Source organism: Marinomonas sp. ef1 (assembly GCF_002806845.1).
In the GTDB taxonomy this organism is placed as follows: Bacteria; Pseudomonadota; Gammaproteobacteria; order Pseudomonadales; family Marinomonadaceae; genus Marinomonas; species Marinomonas polaris.
Map to the genome: position 1 here is coordinate 47,101 of NZ_NHTT01000001.1, position 16,157 is coordinate 63,257.

Here is a 16,157-nt window from a genome sequence, read left to right on the forward strand (position 1 = left end):
AGATGATTAAAGTAGAGAGAAATGATGAGTAATAAAGAACAGGCCAAAAAGGGCATTATGATTTGTGGTCACGGCAGTCGTGATAAAGACGCTGAGCGTGAATTTGGCCTAGTGGCGAAAGGACTTAAAGCGCGTTATCCAGACCTTCCTGTGGAATACGGCTTTTTAGAGTTTTCTGCACCGAATATTCATATGGGATTAGACAGCTTAGTGAGTCAAGGTGTAGAAGAAATCTACGCTGTGCCAGGTATGCTGTTCGCTGCTACCCATGCGAAAAACGATATTCCTTCTGTGTTGACGACGTATGAAGAAAAACACCCAGGTTTAAAAATCACTTATGGGCGTGAATTAGGCCTACAAGATGACATGATCGAAGCGTTCCAAGCGCGTATTTATGAATCCCTTGGTCTTGATCCAGAAAACCCACCAGAAACTCTTTATGACACCCTTTTGGTGGTAGTTGGTCGTGGTACATCGGATACCTCTGCCAATGCCGAAGCGGCTAAGTTGACGCGTATAGTTAACGAAAACATGGGCTTTGGATGGGCGGATACTGTCTATTCTGGTGTGACTTACCCTTCTGTTGGTGTGGGCCTTGAAAAGCTAATGAAACTTGGCTTTAAGCGTATTGTTGTCGCACCATATTTCTTGTTCACTGGTCGTTTGATCAAACGTATCCAAGGTTATGTGGACAAGGTGGCTCAAGAAAATCCAGAAGTAACTTTCGTTCAAACACCTTATTTGAATGATCATCCTCGTGTAATTGATGCCTTCCAAAACCGTGTTGAAGAGATTATGCAGGGAGAATTACAAACGGGTGAAGAAACTCTAATGAACTCCTTCAAACGACGTCTTGCAGCGGGCGAAGTAGATGTTCATCATCACCACGCAGAATTTGTTGATCCGCAAGACGATACACAAGGCTTATCGGAGTTTGATACCAAACACTTTACCAATTTGGTCCAAGCTTTAGATCATTCAGAAAAGCGTCACTCTGTTGTTCTTAAGCATCACGATCACTCCCATTCTCAAGGGAATGGTCATTCACACGATCACTCTCATGGACACAGCCATTCGCACGATCATTCACATGGTCATAGCCATTCTCATGGACACTCACATGGCGTGTACAAACACATTGGTCATCCAATGGGTCCACGTACCATGATTGGCGAGGGGATCTGCTGCTGCTTTATGAGTCAGTTTACCGACGAAATTCTGGCAGAAGAGAAAGATAAAATCGAAGGTGACTGCACGAAAACGGCATTTGCTCATAGGTAGATAATATTTTCTAGCCAAAAAAAACCAGAGTGCATGCTCTGGTTTTTTTATGTTTTATAAAACGGGTTACTGAGCCGTTGCACTTTCTGTTTGTACTGTTTCTGTCTTAACCTCTGCTGGAGCTTTTGTCTCTACTTTCGCTTCTTCTGCTTTTAGGTTTTCTTGTTCTGCTGTTGCTTGTTTCGCTTTAGCTACCTTTTCTAACGCCGCTTTCTCTGCTGCTATTTTTTCTGATGATAGGTCCGCTAATGATTTTTTTGCATCAGCTAAGTTAGCGTTTAGGGTGTTAATTTTTTCTTTTAGAAGTTCGACGTAGGATTTTTGATCTTTCAGTTCTTTGCGTAGTTGCTGCTGTGCTTGAATAGACGCTTCTTGATCTTTTAGATTGGACTCGATGAATGCTACTAATACTTTTCCTTGGTCTTCGAAAGCTAAATCCCGACGATCTTCAGCATTAAGAGCATTGCTGATTTCAAGCAGTATGTTTTCGTAGATGATGGCATAGTCTTCATAATCTTTTTGTTGCAGTGCTTTAAGCTGTTTAACGGTTAGTGCTATTTGTTCAGCTCTGTTAATTGAAAACATTGCTGCTTCAGCTTGCAATTTGATTTTATCGATGGATCTTGGTTCTGCTGCAATAAATGCGGTTGCTGCCGTTAGTGATGCAGAAGCTTGAGATAAAGATTTTGGGGCATGTTGAGCTGTTCCCGCTTTGACGAGTCTGTCTAGTTCTTTTTTAGCGTCGGTAAGATAGATAGCTGTGACTGTTTTTATTTCTAGTGCTTGTTGTTTGGCTACTAACGTCGGTTGGGCGCTAATTGCAGCTTCAACTTTATCGTTTGAGACTTGGTCTACCAGTTTTTTAAGATCATTTTCTAGCTCTTTAACTGTGCTTGGGAAGTATTTTTGAGCATCAATTTTTTTAAGTTGTGTACGATATTCAAATGCTTCTGCTAACACCGATAGCGCTGCAGCTTTAATGTTAACTGCTTTTGTCATGTGTTCATTGAATTTGCTGATACCTTCTTCTGCAGCAGCAATGTTGGTTGTCGAACTAAAAAAGCCTGTGCTGCTATTTGCTTCTGAAGGATTAAATTCAAATTTTGCGTAGTACACTTTCGCTTCAGCTAATGCTTTGTTTGCATCTGTTACTTCTTCTGTAGCAAACCAATCTAGTTCTTCTTCTATGCCTTGCGCCATTTTCTTATTGGCAGCATCAATAGTTTGCTTGAGGTTGTTTATTTGAGTAATTGTCTCTGATTGTTTTGCATCGGCAGCTAGGTTTGAGGCAGAGTCTGGATTGGACGCACAACCAGCAAGAGTTAGTGTAATTACAGCGGTTAGTGCTGCAAATTTTAGTTCCTTTTTCATAACGATGTTCCTTGGCTAGATTCTAAAGAGGGGGATCGAGAGCGTTAAGATATTGTAAGGATTTTATTTTAATTGTGTAAGTCTTGAGGGCTGGTATTTATTTTAATCAGGGTGCTTTTATTGAATGGGCTTTCTTAGATAAAAAATAACCCCGCAAATGCGAGGTTATTTCGAGTGATGGATCGCTAATCTTAATTAGCTATTAAAGTGTAAAAGGGCGGTCGCCGTTTTCGTCTTTAATACGAGTTGGAAGCCCCATCTCATTTAGCAAACCCAAGAAAGGTTTAGGATCAAGTTGCTCTACGTTGCGCATTTCCTTTGCATCCCAAGTACCATTGGCAACTAAAATTGCAGCAGCAACAGGAGGTACACCAGCAGTATAAGAAATTCCTTGGCTACCTACTTCGTTATAAGCTTCTTTATGGTCAGCTACGTTATAGATGAATACTTCTTTGTCTTTGCCGTCTTTTTTGCCTTTTACCACATCACCAATGCAAGTCTTACCTGTATAAGCAGGTGCAAGAGAAGATGGATCAGGAAGTACTGCTTTTACAACTTTAAGTGGAATAACTTCTAAGCCTTCGGCTGTCTTAACTGGCTGCTCAGATAGCAAGCCTAGATTTTTAAGAACGGTGAAGACGTTGATGTAATGCTCGCCAAATCCCATCCAAAAACGTACGTTTGGAACGTTTAGGTTTTGAGAAAGTGAATGCACTTCATCATGGCCTGTCATGTAAGTCGTTTGTGAGCCAACCACTGGAAGGTCATCTGTACGGCTAACTTCAAACATTTTGTTTTCTTGCCATGCGCTGTCTTGCCAAGAGTAAACACGTCCGGTGAATTCACGGAAGTTGATCTCAGGATCAAAGTTAGTGGCGAAGTATTTGCCATGGCTACCAGCGTTCACGTCGATGATGTCGATGGAGTCAACGGAGTCTAAATAGTCGTTATAAGCAAGCGCTGCATACGCGTTTACGACACCTGGATCAAAGCCCACACCTAGAATGGCGGTGATGCCTTTTTCTTTACAGGCATCGCGACGTTTCCACTCGTAGTTGGCGTACCAAGGTGGTGTTTCACAAATTTTGCTTGGATCTTCGTGGATGGCTGTATCTAAATAAGCCGCACCTGTTTCCATGCAAGCTTCAAGTACAGACATATTAACGAAAGCTGAACCTACGTTAATGACGATTTGTGATTCGGTTTCTTGAATCAATTTAATCGTTGCTGGCACGTCAAGAGCGTCTAGGGCGAATGCTTGAATGCGGCCCTCTACCTTCATGCTGCCTTTGTCGAGGACACTGGATACAATATCGTCGCATTTCGTAACGCTGCGCGAAGCAATTGCGATATTGCCCAGTGTGTCATTGTGTTGGGCGCATTTATGTGCCACAACACGTGCCACGCCTCCGCCGCCAATAATGAGTACATTTTTTTTCATGGTAGTGCTTACTCCAAAATATTAACCGAAGCAGAATTAAGACAGATTCTGCTCAAAATCGTTGTAACCGAATTCCCTTACAAGCTCGATGCTGCCATCCAATTGGCGTATGGCAATAGACGGCATTTTGACACCGTTAAACCAGTTCTTTTTAACCATGGTGTAACCAGCTGCGTCTTGGAAAGACAGGCGATCACCCACTTGTAGTGCTTTATCAAATTTAAATTCGCCGAAAATATCGCCTGCTAAACAGGATTTTCCGCAAATCATGTATTCATGTTCGCCATCACAAGGAGCCATCTTAGCGTTTTCACGGTAGATTAGTAGGTCCAGCATGTGAGCTTCAATAGAGCTATCAACAACGGCTAAGTTTTTGCCATTAAATAGTGTGTCTAATACTGTGACTTCTAGAGTGGTGCTTTTTGTAATGCTGGCCTCACCAGGTTCTAGGTAGACCTGAATGTCGTATTTTTGGGCAAAAACTTTTAGGCGTTGGCAGAACTTATCAATTGGGTAACCTTCTCCAGTAAAGTGAATGCCGCCACCAAGGCTGACCCATTTTACTTGTTGGATCAAATGGCCAAAACGTTCTTCGATAAGATTTAGCATCTCATCAAAGCGTTCAAAACTGTTGTTCTCACAGTTATTGTGGAACATAAAGCCAGATATATCGTTAATTACAGTTGCGATTTTTTCTGGATCCCACTCTCCAAGACGGCTAAAAGGTCGTGCTGGATCGGCAATCAAAAATTCAGAGGTGCTTACTTGAGGGTTAACACGCAAACCACGGGTCTTGTCTTTACTAGCTTCTTTAAAACGATTGAATTGACCAATGGAGTTGAAAATGATTTTGTCAGAGTGATCTAGTACTTCTGCGATTTCATCGTCGGAATAGGCCACGCTATAAGCATGCGTTTCGCCTTGAAACTTGGTTTTCCCTAATTTGACTTCGTATAGAGAAGAAGATGTGGTGCCATCCATGTAGTCTTGCATTAGGTCAAATACAGACCAAGTTGCAAAGCATTTTAGAGCTAACAGAGACTTGGCTCCAGACTGCTGGCGCACATAAGCGATCTTCTCTAAGTTCTTCAGAAGCGCTGCTTTATCAATAAGGTAATAAGGTGTCTTGATCATGGCAACCTGCCCGTTAGTCAAAACGGTGTATTCTAGTGCAAAAGAGGGGGCTTTTTCTAGCTCAATAAAGGTATTTTACAGGGCTTTTTATGACATTTTGACGACTTTTACTAGGATTTGTCCTATGCCCATCTTTCTGTTGCTCATATTTCACTATAGAAGATGAACCGATCGGTCATTTTTCCTTAGTATTGGAGATAAACTAGTTGGATTTTTAAGACATTTAATCATTCATGGGATGACCGTAATGAATAATAGGCCTCTTGAGTATTTCCCTCTATAATCCTGCGCTATAAATTATAGTCCAGAGGATCGGATCTTTTAGGATTGCGAGTATTGTATTGCAGTAATCGCGTATAGACAGTTGAAAGATTTTTAAAGTGTAGAAGGAACATCTTAGTATGTTGATTTTAGTGATGGGGTTGGTAATTTTCTTTTTTGTGCATTCGGTTCGTTTAGTCGCACCGAATTGGCGTGAAAAAAGTATGGCAATACATGGTGAAATGCGTTGGAAGATGCGCTTTGGTATGATCACCTTGATTGCCGTTGGCCTGATTGTTATGGGGTATTCTCAAGCGCGCCTTGAACCTGTTTGGTTGTGGTTTCCTCCAGTATGGACGAGGCACTTGGCAGGCCTATTAGTATTGGTTGCTCTTTTCTTTGTCGGTTCTGCTTTAGTGCCGAACACGACGATGAAAAAGAAAGTGGGTTACCCAATGATTATCGCTATTAAAATCTGGGCATTTGCTCATTTAATCAGCAACGGAAGCTTGGCTGATGTAATACTCTTCGGAAGCTTCTTGGTTTGGTCTATTGTCAGCTTTGCTGTTTATCGCCGTCGTGATAGAAAGGCAGGTGTAATACGTGATCAAGAAGCTGGTGTTCAGTTTGATTTAGCGGCTTTCACTTTTGCTATGGTGACTTGGTTTGCTATTGCTTTTTACCTACATCAGGCAATCATCGGCGTTTCACCTCTGGTCTAATGCCTTGTTAAAGAGAGCTGAAAGTTAAAGAACAAAAAATGCCCTATTCAGGTAAACCTGAATAGGGCATTTTTATTGGCATCAGTCTCTTACGTTCTGAAGTGATTGATGTTTTTGGTTAGGTCATCGGCAAGAGATTTAAGCTCTTCGGCACGAGCGGCACTTTCAACCGCAAGCGTTACTAGCTCTTTAGAGCCTCGCTGAATATCAGTCGTGTTTTGATTTACCTCTTCGGTCACACTGGTTTGCTCTTCAGTTGCCGTCGCAATCTGTGCCGCGCGATCATTGATTGTTGCAACCGATTGTTGGATTTTGTCTAGGCTGTCTTTTGCCTGATTGACGTCTTCAACGCTATTGTTTGCTCTAGTATGACTTAATTGAATTTTGCCTACTGCGTCTTTAGTGATTTTTTGCAAAGACTCAATCATTTTTTGAATTTCTTCAATTGAACTATAAGTACGTTGTGAAAGTACTCTTACTTCGTCAGCAACCACCGCAAAGCCTCGGCCTTGTTCACCTGCCCGTGCAGCTTCGATTGCAGCGTTTAATGCTAATAAATTAGTTTGTTCTGCGATTCCCGAAATCGTCGTTAAGATGGTATTGATGCCATCAGCATTTTTGCTTAGATCGTTAATAACATTGGCAACCTCTTGAATATCAGTAGCTAGTGTTCTGATACTTTCTTGGCTTTTAAGTACTTGAGTTTGACCTATATTACCTGCAGCTACTGTCTCATCAGCATTTATTGCAGTATTGGTTGCGTTGTTAGCGATTTCTTGTGTTGCTTGTGACATTTGATGAATAGCAGTAGCGACCATAGAAATATTATGCTGCTGCTCTTCTAGTTTTAGCGAACTATTTTGTGAAGAGTCGTGAGCAATACTGGCTTGGTTTGCCAATTCATGACCAATTTTTTTAAGATGAGAGACCGTTCCGTGTAGTAGTACGACGAACTTGTTAAAATTGTCGACCAAAACGGCTATTTCATCTTTAGAGCTTGCAGTTAATCGTTGTGTTAAGTCGCCTTCACCTTGGGCGATTTGCGCCATACTGTCAGACACCCGGCGCAAGTCTTTCAGTAAAAATCGGGTAACTTGAACTGCTATCAATACAGCAATCGAGAGCAAAATAAACACAGCAATAATAATATTAGTACCTAAGCTAACAAGGGGGGCATTTAGAACATTTTTGTCCATCATCAACCCTAAAGCCCAAGGGCTGCCTTTTATGTTGCTGGCATACATATCTATATCTTTGCCGTCTAATTTAAGCTCGGTAAAAATGGCTTGATTACGAACTTTTTTGAAAAAATCGCTGGTTAATACTGGAGACAAATCCATAGCATCTTTCAATATGTGGTTTGTGTTTGGGTGAGCGATGATTTTGCCATTTCCATCGAATAACACGCTATAACCATTACCTGCGACTTTCATCGCTAAAATACTATCTAAGACGCTGTCTAAAAAGACTAGACCACCGATAGCGCCAACAAACTTGCCATTAATCGTAATAGGTTCGACAAACGTCATGGAGAGTTGTTTGGTAGCCGCTGATATGTAAGGCGCTGTTACATAAGCACTGTTTTTAGCTTTGGCATCCATGTACCAGCTACGATTGCGAGGATCGTAATCTGCGCTATTTAGAGATGGATCATGGCGATACATGTCTCCATTTTCTAGACCCAAAAATGTCATGCCAAACCCTAAGCTAGCTTGGGCTTGTTGTAAGATATTCTGGATATCTTTTTCATTTAGGTTAGGGCTTTCTTGTAAAGAAGTTTCTATCTTTTGTTTGATGGCTTGCATGGTGCCGATACGATCCCCAGACCAGCTATTTATATAAGTCGAAATAGCATTTGCTTGAGAGCCGGCTTCTGATTTTATACGGGCATCGCTATCTGATTTTAAGGCGTAAAGAGAAACGCCACCAACCCCGATAGCGATGATAATGGCCACAATTATGGACTGGAGGGTAATTTTAGTTTGTAACGAAAAGAGCATCCTTTTTCTCCTATGAAATATATTAGGTACACTAACTATCTTGTGTGCCGTATTTAAGTAAATTTAAAAGAATGAGCATTCTCTATTATTTAGAATAGGCTTGCTATGGGGATATAGTGACTTGATAGTTTTGATACTTTTGAATCTTTCTGTTATCGTCCGCGACCCTTTTCTATTAGCGATAACAGGTAAATATTAGATGATTTGTGGATTTGATTACGGAACATCAAATTGTGCATTAGGTATTGTGCAAGATTCGGCTGTGCGTTTGGTCGCTTTAGAAGGAGAACATGCTTTTTTACCGTCTACTTTATACGCTTTAGATCGAGACTTGATTACCGAAGCGGTCGGAAGAGGCCTTCAAGATATTCATTCAAGACAAGCCTTCGCAGAATTGCGTATGAATGCTTTAACACGGGCCAAGCGTGCGCGTTATGAAGAAGATATTGCAGATGAAGACCAAACGTTATTTTTTGGGCGCGCTGCGTTTGACGAATACTTTCAATGGCCTGAAGAAGGCTACTTCGTAAAATCGCCTAAGTCATTTCTAGGTGGCGCTGGACTGCGTTCCGAACATATTCATTTCTTTGAAGACGTTGTGACTGTGATGATGCAGAACATCAAACAGCGCGCCGAAAAAAGCTTGGGTGCAGAAATTACTCATACCGTCATTGGTCGTCCTGTCAATTTTCAAGGTCTTGATGCAGAAGTCAGTAACCGTCAAGCGCTTGAGATCCTTACGACAGCAGGTAAACGTGCAGGTTTTAAAGAAATTGAGTTTCTGTATGAACCTATTGCTGCTGGTTTGGATTTTGAAGTGAAACTGGCTGAGAATAAAACCGTATTGGTTGTGGATATTGGTGGTGGTACCACCGACTGCGCGATGGTTCGTATGGGGCCTGACTACCTCAAAAAAGAAGACCGTCGTAGTGATTTTCTAGCTCACACTGGTGAACGAATTGGTGGTAATGATTTAGACATACAGATTGCAGGCAAACACTTTATGCCGTTATTTGGTATGGGTTCGCTACTTAAGACGGGGTTGCCAATGCCGACTCAACTGTATTGGAATGCAGTCACAACGAATGATGTGTCTGCCATCGCGACCTTTAATAGTATGGAAACAAAGAATCAAATAAATCAGCTACGTTTAGATGCTGCACAGCCAAAGTTGATTGAGCGCTTCTTGCGCATGCGAGAAGAAAAACATAACTATCATATCGTGCGTAGTGCAGAAGAGGCGAAAATAGCCTTATCTGATGCTCAGAGTTATCTTGCTTCATTGGATTATATTGAATCGGAGTTAACTGCTACTGTTACTCGTGAGGAACTGACGAAGTCAATTGCTTCACCTTTAGAAAAAATGCTGAACTTGATGACTGCTGCGATAGAGCAGGCAGGTGAGAAACCAGATTTGATCTATATGACAGGTGGTTCGGCAAAATCCCCGGTGATTCGTGAGGCTATTCAACAACGTATTGGTGATATTCCTGTTTTGGATGGCGACCACTTTGGCAGTGTGGCGGCAGGCTTAACGGTATGGTCTGAGCGTATCTTTAGATAAAGGTGGTTTTTTATCTTTTCAAACACTTTGATTTGATAAAAAGTTTGGTTTTTTATCCTGGGGATCTATCGAATTGATGTCGCTAGTAACTTTAGTTTTTCCATTATTGAGCAAAGATAATGCTGATATAATGTTTATCTACTAAACATTATTCACGGGGTATGCACTTGTTTAACGCTTTATTAATTCAAATAAGAGATCTTTTTGCGTGGAGTGATGTTAAGCGTCCCTGGCACCTGGCGGTCCTTGCTGCAGTCTGTGTTGGTATTCCTGCCTTGATTGGCGCGGCGACAGACCAATTCGCAGTGGCGACATTGTCTAGCTTAGGGGCAATGGTCATTTTGTATTTGCCTAAAACGCGTACTGCACATCGAATGGTGACGCTAGCCATGTGCTCATTTGGCTTTATGGTGTGTTTTACCATTGGTTCTCTGTCCAGTTTTAACTCTTACGTTGCAGCTTTTGCTCTTGGGGCGCTGTCCTTTGGCGCTATTGTTATTACTCGATATTATCGCTTACCGCCTCCAGGTAGCTTTTTCTTTATTCTCGTTTCCGCGTTGGCGATTTATTTACCTTTTGATTTAGGTAAATGGTCATCGAATATCGGCATGGTTGCTTTGGGTGGGATGCTATCTTGTGGTCTGGCGTTTATTTATAGCTTAATGACAGGCGCAAATGATTTACCAGCAACAAAAATTGAAACAGACACTCAGGTGAATGCGATTATTTTAGAAGGCGCATTAGTGGCTTTCTTTATATCTTTCTCTTATTTATTGGCTGTGTTACTGGCTTTACCTAACGCACTTTGGGTACCTATTTCATGTGCGGCTATTTTACAAGGTGCCACTTATCGAATGATCTGGCACCGAAATGTTCATCGCATTGTTGGTACCGCAATTGGTATGGGTGTCGCTTGGTGTTTGTTTTCTTTGCAGCCGAATTATTGGGTTTTAGCGTTAAGCATGATCTTCTTTCAATTTGTCGTGGAATTATTGATCGTCAAAAACTACGGCGCAGCGGTGATTTTTATTACTCCGTTAACGGTCATTATGGCGGAGTTTACTAGCGCTAATATGAGTACTGCCGTTTTACTAGAGCATCGATTGGTCGATATTTCTATTGGTAGTGCTATTGGAATTATTGGCGGAACTATCTTTCATCGAACATCTTTGCTGAAGAATATTGAGTCGCGTATGAATACTCGCAGTTCTTTATCTGGACGTAAACCTTCTTAAAACTTTTTCAGACTAACAAACCTAGATGAATGCCTTTCTTCTTTGTATGAAGGGTGTTCGTTAAGCGTTCAGTATTTCCATCGCTTTAGTTGCTTAAATTTAAGTTAAACCGTACGCTTCGAATCTCTGGTAATCGGTTATTAATCTTGCATTAAAATAATGAATACCAGTTCTTGTGAAGGTGCCCTAACGGGTGAAACGGGAAACAGGTGCGCTCTTTGTTAAGCAATCCCTGTACTGCCCCCGCAACGGTAAATAAGTGATGTATTTTTCTTGCTCCCACTGTCCATTGATAGAAATATCTTTGAATGGGAAGGGACGAGAGTTTTAGAAATACATATCTGCAAAACACTTATCAGTCCGGAGACCGGCCTTCATTAATTAGGACTTTTCTTGTCGGCAAGCTTTGTCATGCGAAAGTCCGCTAATTTGAATCATACGGGTGAGTATGAAGCATATTTTGGAGGCACATAGTGCATATTGAACCTGGCGTCGTTGACGGCGCAAAAATCGTTTTGAGTTACGCTACGGCGTTGGCCGCTTTTGGATTTTCTGCTAAAGCTTCTATCGACATGATAAAAAAAGACGGCTTTATGTCTTTAATCGGTCGTAGTACTTTGACCACACTTTTTGTTTTTGCCTTTTTTGAACTCTTGCCTCATCACGCCGTCGGAGTGTCTGAAGTGCATCTCATATTAGGTTCAACGCTGTTTCTAATCTTTGGCCCAGCCGCAGCTTCTGTTGGCTTGATATTAGGTTTGCTAACGCAAGGAGTCTTCTTTGCTCAGTTTGACCTGCCTCAATATGGCATGAACGTGACCACCTTATTGTTACCTCTGTTTGCCATGTCTGCTGTTGCCCGTCGTACGATTGCTGAGAATACGGCTTATGTCGATATTAGCTACAAGCAAGCATTGAAACTGTCCCTAACTTACCAAGGCGGTATTGTCGCTTGGGTGGCTTTTTGGGCGTTTTATGGACAAGGTTTCGGTGCCGAGAACGTAGCGGCTGTCGCGACGTTCGGTATGGCTTACCTTAGTGTTGTACTGATCGAGCCGATTCTAGATCTTGCCGTATTGGCTGGGGCGAAAAGCTTACATCGCTTTAAGAACTCGTCTTTGTTTGAAACGCGTTTGTTTAACTAAGTAGAAAGCACAGTTCCAAATGCCCGCTCTGTTTACCTATAGTAGAAACAGAGCGGGCATTTTTTTATTGTCGGCGTTTATATCGACCATGCTCGTTAACAAATTCCAAAAAAGCTCGGTTGGCTTTCGATAAGTAACTGTCTTTGCGCCAAGCAATACCAAGATCTAGCCAGATTGGTGGATCAAAAGAACGAGTGATGAGGTCATCGTCTTCTTCAATAACCATGGCGAGTAAAGTAGAGATGCCAAAGCCTTGCTGAGTGATGGATTTGATCAATGGAATCAAATTGGTTTCAAAACCAATTTTGGGCGTTTTTTTACAGGCTTTAGCCAGCTTATCGACGATACGGCGATGAAAGTAACCTTCTTTAAACATGACAAGCTCTTCATCGAAAAATGCCTCTGGTGAGATTTTTTCTAGTTGGCTGAAAGGGTGATCAGTTGCTATTGTGACGAGCATTTCTTCTCGGATCAGCGCTTGAGTTTCCAAACCATCGGGGAGCGTTTCAGCAACGATAACACTAAGATCTAATTCGCCATTTTCGAGCATTTTTTGCAGCTGCCAGGTTCCGCCTTCGATCACTTTGAGCGTAATAGTGGGGTACTTATGACGAAATGCCATCAGAATGGGTGGAAAGTAATAGGAGCCCAGCATACTAGGAATTCCCACTCGTACTTCGCCTTGGCTCAAACCTTTTAGCTCGCTCATTTCTAATAAGGCATCATCGGTAGCTTGAATGATTTTTTCTGCATGTATCAGCAGCTTTTTGCCTTCGTCAGTTAGACCAATATTTCGATCTGCCCGATGGATTAAGGTTAGGCCCAAATCCGCTTCTAGTTTTTTGATTGCCATACTAACAGCGGGTTGAGCAACGCCAAGCTGCTGGGCTGCTTTGGTAAAGCTTTCTGTTTTTGCGATGGCAATGAAATAACGTAGCGGCTTAATGTCCATCAATAACCCTTATGGATTGGATAAAATGAATATATTTTATTGATAAAATGGCGAGGCGTATAGTATCGCAATAATATTTGTTTGATTTGTTTTTGATGTCTGTGGAGTTTTGCTGTGATAGAAGTAGGTAGTTCGGTATTTTGGCGAGGAACCTTGGCTCTAGTCATTGGCTCTTTTATGATTTTTGCCAATGTGTACGTGACGCAGCCTTTGTTACCCATGATCGCTAACGAGTTTTCTATTAGTCCACTGCAAGCTAGCGGTAGCTTTACTATTACAACTCTTACGTTGGGCATATCCTTGCTTTTCTACGGTCCAATTTCAGATGCCTTAGGTCGCAAAGGGATTATGGTGATGACCATGGTTGGTATTACTTTAACCACCTTTTGTTTGTCCCTAGTACAAAGTTACGAATCATTATTGGCATTGCGTGCCCTGCAAGGTTTTTTTCTAGCTGGGTTGCCTGCTATTGCCGTTGCTTATTTGGGCGACGAATATACACCAGAAGCTTTGATGGTTGCTGTTGGCTTGTACATCAGCGGAAACACGTTAGGCGGCATTGGTGGTCGTCTGATTGGTGGTTTTGTTGGTGAATGGCTAGGGCGTTCCGCAACCTTTGGGGTAATGAGTGTTATTAGTCTGATTTGTTTATTGGCTTTTTTCTTTCTATTACCAAAATCACAACATTTCGAAGCAAAACCGCTACGCGTTGGTCATATCTTGATGAACATGAAGAGCCATCTGCAGAATCGTCGCTTATTAACCAGTTATTTCATCGGTGGTTTTAGCTTCTTCATTTTTATCAACCAATACAGCTACGTGACCTTCGTTTTGGAAGCCGCACCTTATAACTTAACCGCTAAATATGTTGGCTTGCTTTTCCTTACCTACTTGTCAGGCACATTGGGTTCAGCTATTTCGGGCAAACTTGCCAAACGCTGGAGTCAGCCAAACATTATGGTATTAGGTACCTGCATATTCATGTTTGGTTCTTTAGTCACCCTTGGTGATTCATTATTGGCGATCATAGTGGGCTTATTGATAAACAGCTTTGGCTTCTTTTTGTGTCATTCAACGACTAGTAGTTTTGTGAGCCGCAACGCCAAACACGCCAAAGCCAGCGCATCTTCCTTGTACCTAGTGTTTTATTATCTAGGCGCCAGTCTTGGCGGGTTTTATCTTGATCCTTTCTGGCAAGCGGATGGCTGGACCGGCGTCATCATGGGATCTTGGTTAGTATTGGGTGTCGTCGTATTGGCGGGAGTTAGCTTGATTCGAGGACAAAAAGCCGTGCAAGCGCAGAGCTATTGATTGCGTCATTGATCTAATTGTTGAGCTGTACATAAGCTCAACAAAGGGCGTTGTTAACCTAATTCAACGCCTGCATTTTTAAGTCTTCGATACTCTGCCAATGCCACTTTATCTGCCTCAATATCTAGAGGATTGGAATCAAGTGAATGCCAAGTGACTTCGTCTGCCTCTAGAGACAATATTTCACCTTGCCAACGATTAGCAACGTAATAGTGAATGAGTTGAAGCTCGCCTGTTGGATGATAAAGAGAGCACAAGTGAACATAAGACTTTGGGACGATATCTAGCTCTTCTTTTAGCTCTCGTAACAAAGCCTGTTCCTGTGTTTCCCCCAGCTCCATGTGACCGCCAGGAATAGCAATCAGACTTGGATCATACTCCTTGTCCTTGGCGCGTTTCTCTAACAACACCTGATCGTCTTTTAGCAATATAAAAGAGACACATTCATGAACTTGCATTTAGATAACTCCTATTATTTGTTAAGAACCCAGCGAAAAGCTGTCATAAATAGTCTATTAAAATTACCATACTCGTTATTACATAATCGAATGCTTCAAACAGAGTGAAATATGAACACTAAAATATACAAAGAAGTGCTTTTTTTAGCCAAAGAACTCATGACTTGTGCTAACAAAAAAGACCAAGCGGGCTTTGATGCTTATTATGCAGAATTGAAAGCCATCTGTGACGACAACGACGGCACAGACAAAGATCATCCAGTGCAGTGGGAAACCCTTGGTGACTTTACCGACGATTTAGAACAGGCGATTGTTATCTACGATAAAGCTTTAGAAAAAGCCGCGGCAATCAACTCAAAAGACTATCTATCCTCCATTGGCTTCGCTGCCGCTCAACTAAAAATAGAGCTTGGCGATAACGCTAGTGCCATTGAATACCTTGAACAAGCTAAAATTCACAGCAATAAAATCATTGATAAAGAGCTAAAAGCGGAAATCCACGACGTGCTATTTGATCTGAAAAAAGCTTAAAGAAACAAGAGAGAAAAGAGACAAAGAATGGAACGTCCTACCAAGGAACAGATCAGCGAATTACCCTTATATATTGGCCTTGGTCTTTCCGACATCTACATCGTTGAAAACGAACTTGATGCCGCACAAGCCATAAAAGAGCTAGAAAACGAGACTTCTATCGGATTCGATACCGAAAGCAAACCGATTTTCCTGAAAGGCCAAGTCAGTCCGGGTCCATCGCTCATCCAACTGGCGACAGAGTCAAAAGCGTTCCTATTCCCAACTCGATTTCCTTCGGCTGTCGCTGCGGCCAAGGAAATACTAACCAACCCAAAAATCAAAAAAATTGGCTTCGGCATCAAAGACGATAACAAAGAACTGCGTAACAAACTCAACATCGATATCACCAACACGCAAGATTTGTCTGTCACCTTAAAGCAACTCGCCGGAGAGAAAAACAGCATCGGCGCCCGCGCCGCCGTCGCCATGGTACTCGGAAAACGCCTTGGCAAAGGCGCCCAAAAATCCAACTGGGGCGCTTATCCACTGAAAGAAAACCAGATTCTTTATGCAGCTAATGATGCGCATTCGGCTATATGTGTAGAAAGAGCGTTGGTACTGCTGCGCTAGGCTTTATAAAGGTTTCCATTCAAACGCTTTGTATTCCCGACCGTTATTTCCGCTTTTTAATTCAGGGAAAAGCTGAGCGGGTAACTTTTTTCAATTGATAAAAAAGTAACCAAAAATTCGCTTAAAGATCTTTAATGCC

General features: G+C 42.0%; 14 protein-coding genes and 1 riboswitch. Of the genes, 8 read left to right on the forward strand and 6 right to left on the reverse strand.

Annotated elements, in window-relative coordinates:
- Nucleotides 1-24: 24 nt before the first annotated feature.
- A complete protein-coding gene (locus CCS02_RS00230; RefSeq protein ID WP_100635237.1) occupies nucleotides 25-1,281 on the forward strand; it encodes a sirohydrochlorin chelatase in 1,257 nt (418 codons plus the stop codon).
- Between the two features lie 66 nt (nucleotides 1,282-1,347).
- Here the strand turns inward: CCS02_RS00230 and CCS02_RS00235 are convergent, their stop codons facing one another.
- From CCS02_RS00235 to nspC, 3 genes are all read right to left on the reverse strand, one after another.
- Nucleotides 1,348-2,652, reverse strand: coding sequence for a hypothetical protein (locus CCS02_RS00235; RefSeq protein WP_072837731.1), 1,305 nt, complete (start codon nucleotides 2,650-2,652; stop codon nucleotides 1,348-1,350).
- A gap of 202 nt (nucleotides 2,653-2,854) precedes the next feature.
- A complete protein-coding gene (locus tag CCS02_RS00240) occupies nucleotides 2,855-4,093 on the reverse strand; it encodes a saccharopine dehydrogenase family protein (RefSeq protein WP_072837732.1) in 1,239 nt (412 codons plus the stop codon).
- A gap of 36 nt (nucleotides 4,094-4,129) precedes the next feature.
- The gene (gene nspC, locus CCS02_RS00245; protein ID WP_100635238.1) at nucleotides 4,130-5,227 is read right to left on the reverse strand and encodes a carboxynorspermidine decarboxylase; all 1,098 of its coding nucleotides are present in this window, start codon (nucleotides 5,225-5,227) and stop codon (nucleotides 4,130-4,132) included.
- Nucleotides 5,228-5,628: 401 nt separating this feature from the next.
- Between nspC and CCS02_RS00250 the strand changes: the two genes are divergently transcribed.
- Complete coding sequence (locus CCS02_RS00250; RefSeq protein ID WP_072837734.1) at nucleotides 5,629-6,210, forward strand: NnrU family protein; 582 nt, start codon at nucleotides 5,629-5,631, stop codon at nucleotides 6,208-6,210.
- 89 nt (nucleotides 6,211-6,299) lie between these two features.
- Here CCS02_RS00250 and CCS02_RS00255 read toward each other — a convergent pair whose 3' ends face one another.
- On the reverse strand, nucleotides 6,300-8,210 hold the full coding sequence (locus CCS02_RS00255; RefSeq protein ID WP_100635239.1) for a methyl-accepting chemotaxis protein: 1,911 nt from the start codon (nucleotides 8,208-8,210) through the stop codon (nucleotides 6,300-6,302).
- 199 nt (nucleotides 8,211-8,409) lie between these two features.
- Between CCS02_RS00255 and yegD the strand changes: the two genes are divergently transcribed.
- From yegD to CCS02_RS00270, 3 genes are all read left to right on the forward strand, one after another.
- Nucleotides 8,410-9,774 carry a molecular chaperone gene (gene yegD / locus CCS02_RS00260; RefSeq protein ID WP_100188365.1) on the forward strand — a complete coding sequence of 455 codons (1,365 nt, stop codon included), beginning with the start codon at nucleotides 8,410-8,412 and terminating at the stop codon, nucleotides 9,772-9,774.
- Between the two features lie 167 nt (nucleotides 9,775-9,941).
- Nucleotides 9,942-11,009 (forward strand): FUSC family protein, encoded by a 1,068-nt coding sequence (locus CCS02_RS00265; RefSeq protein ID WP_442919279.1) that lies wholly within the window; start codon nucleotides 9,942-9,944, stop codon nucleotides 11,007-11,009.
- A 162-nt stretch (nucleotides 11,010-11,171) separates the two neighbouring features.
- A riboswitch (cobalamin riboswitch) is annotated at nucleotides 11,172-11,399 on the forward strand.
- Nucleotides 11,400-11,482: 83 nt separating this feature from the next.
- Nucleotides 11,483-12,154, forward strand: a complete 672-nt coding sequence (locus tag CCS02_RS00270; RefSeq protein ID WP_072837737.1) for an energy-coupling factor ABC transporter permease — start codon at nucleotides 11,483-11,485, stop codon at nucleotides 12,152-12,154.
- Nucleotides 12,155-12,218: 64 nt separating this feature from the next.
- Here CCS02_RS00270 and CCS02_RS00275 read toward each other — a convergent pair whose 3' ends face one another.
- Nucleotides 12,219-13,106, reverse strand: a complete 888-nt coding sequence (locus tag CCS02_RS00275; RefSeq protein WP_100635241.1) for a LysR family transcriptional regulator — start codon at nucleotides 13,104-13,106, stop codon at nucleotides 12,219-12,221.
- A gap of 114 nt (nucleotides 13,107-13,220) precedes the next feature.
- On the opposite strand from CCS02_RS00275, the gene CCS02_RS00280 reads away from it, so the two are divergent.
- A complete protein-coding gene (locus tag CCS02_RS00280; RefSeq protein WP_072837739.1) occupies nucleotides 13,221-14,417 on the forward strand; it encodes an MFS transporter in 1,197 nt (398 codons plus the stop codon).
- A gap of 53 nt (nucleotides 14,418-14,470) precedes the next feature.
- Here the strand turns inward: CCS02_RS00280 and CCS02_RS00285 are convergent, their stop codons facing one another.
- Entirely contained in the window at nucleotides 14,471-14,875 is a 405-nt protein-coding gene (locus CCS02_RS00285; protein ID WP_100635242.1) for an NUDIX hydrolase, read from the reverse strand.
- Between the two features lie 111 nt (nucleotides 14,876-14,986).
- Here CCS02_RS00285 and CCS02_RS00290 point away from each other — a divergent pair, with 111 nt between their 5' ends.
- Nucleotides 14,987-15,406, forward strand: coding sequence for an Rpn family recombination-promoting nuclease/putative transposase (locus tag CCS02_RS00290; RefSeq protein WP_100635243.1), 420 nt, complete (start codon nucleotides 14,987-14,989; stop codon nucleotides 15,404-15,406).
- A gap of 27 nt (nucleotides 15,407-15,433) precedes the next feature.
- Entirely contained in the window at nucleotides 15,434-16,018 is a 585-nt protein-coding gene (locus tag CCS02_RS00295; RefSeq protein WP_100635244.1) for a 3'-5' exonuclease, read from the forward strand.
- Nucleotides 16,019-16,157: the final 139 nt, after the last annotated feature.

Excerpts from the sequence above, each read along its gene's own strand:
- yegD (WP_100188365.1), top strand. The coding sequence starts at position 8,410 with ATGATTTGTGGATTTGATTACGGAACATCAAATTGTGCATTAGGTATT.
- nspC (WP_100635238.1), bottom strand. The coding sequence starts at position 5,227 with ATGATCAAGACACCTTATTACCTTATTGATAAAGCAGCGCTTCTGAAG.
- CCS02_RS00230 (WP_100635237.1), top strand. The coding sequence starts at position 25 with ATGAGTAATAAAGAACAGGCCAAAAAGGGCATTATGATTTGTGGTCAC.
- CCS02_RS00290 (WP_100635243.1), top strand. The coding sequence starts at position 14,987 with ATGAACACTAAAATATACAAAGAAGTGCTTTTTTTAGCCAAAGAACTC.
- CCS02_RS00275 (WP_100635241.1), bottom strand. The coding sequence starts at position 13,106 with ATGGACATTAAGCCGCTACGTTATTTCATTGCCATCGCAAAAACAGAA.
- CCS02_RS00235 (WP_072837731.1), bottom strand. The coding sequence starts at position 2,652 with ATGAAAAAGGAACTAAAATTTGCAGCACTAACCGCTGTAATTACACTA.
- CCS02_RS00250 (WP_072837734.1), top strand. The coding sequence starts at position 5,629 with ATGTTGATTTTAGTGATGGGGTTGGTAATTTTCTTTTTTGTGCATTCG.
- CCS02_RS00255 (WP_100635239.1), bottom strand. The coding sequence starts at position 8,210 with ATGCTCTTTTCGTTACAAACTAAAATTACCCTCCAGTCCATAATTGTG.
- CCS02_RS00240 (WP_072837732.1), bottom strand. The coding sequence starts at position 4,093 with ATGAAAAAAAATGTACTCATTATTGGCGGCGGAGGCGTGGCACGTGTT.
- CCS02_RS00285 (WP_100635242.1), bottom strand. The coding sequence starts at position 14,875 with ATGCAAGTTCATGAATGTGTCTCTTTTATATTGCTAAAAGACGATCAG.
- CCS02_RS00295 (WP_100635244.1), top strand. The coding sequence starts at position 15,434 with ATGGAACGTCCTACCAAGGAACAGATCAGCGAATTACCCTTATATATT.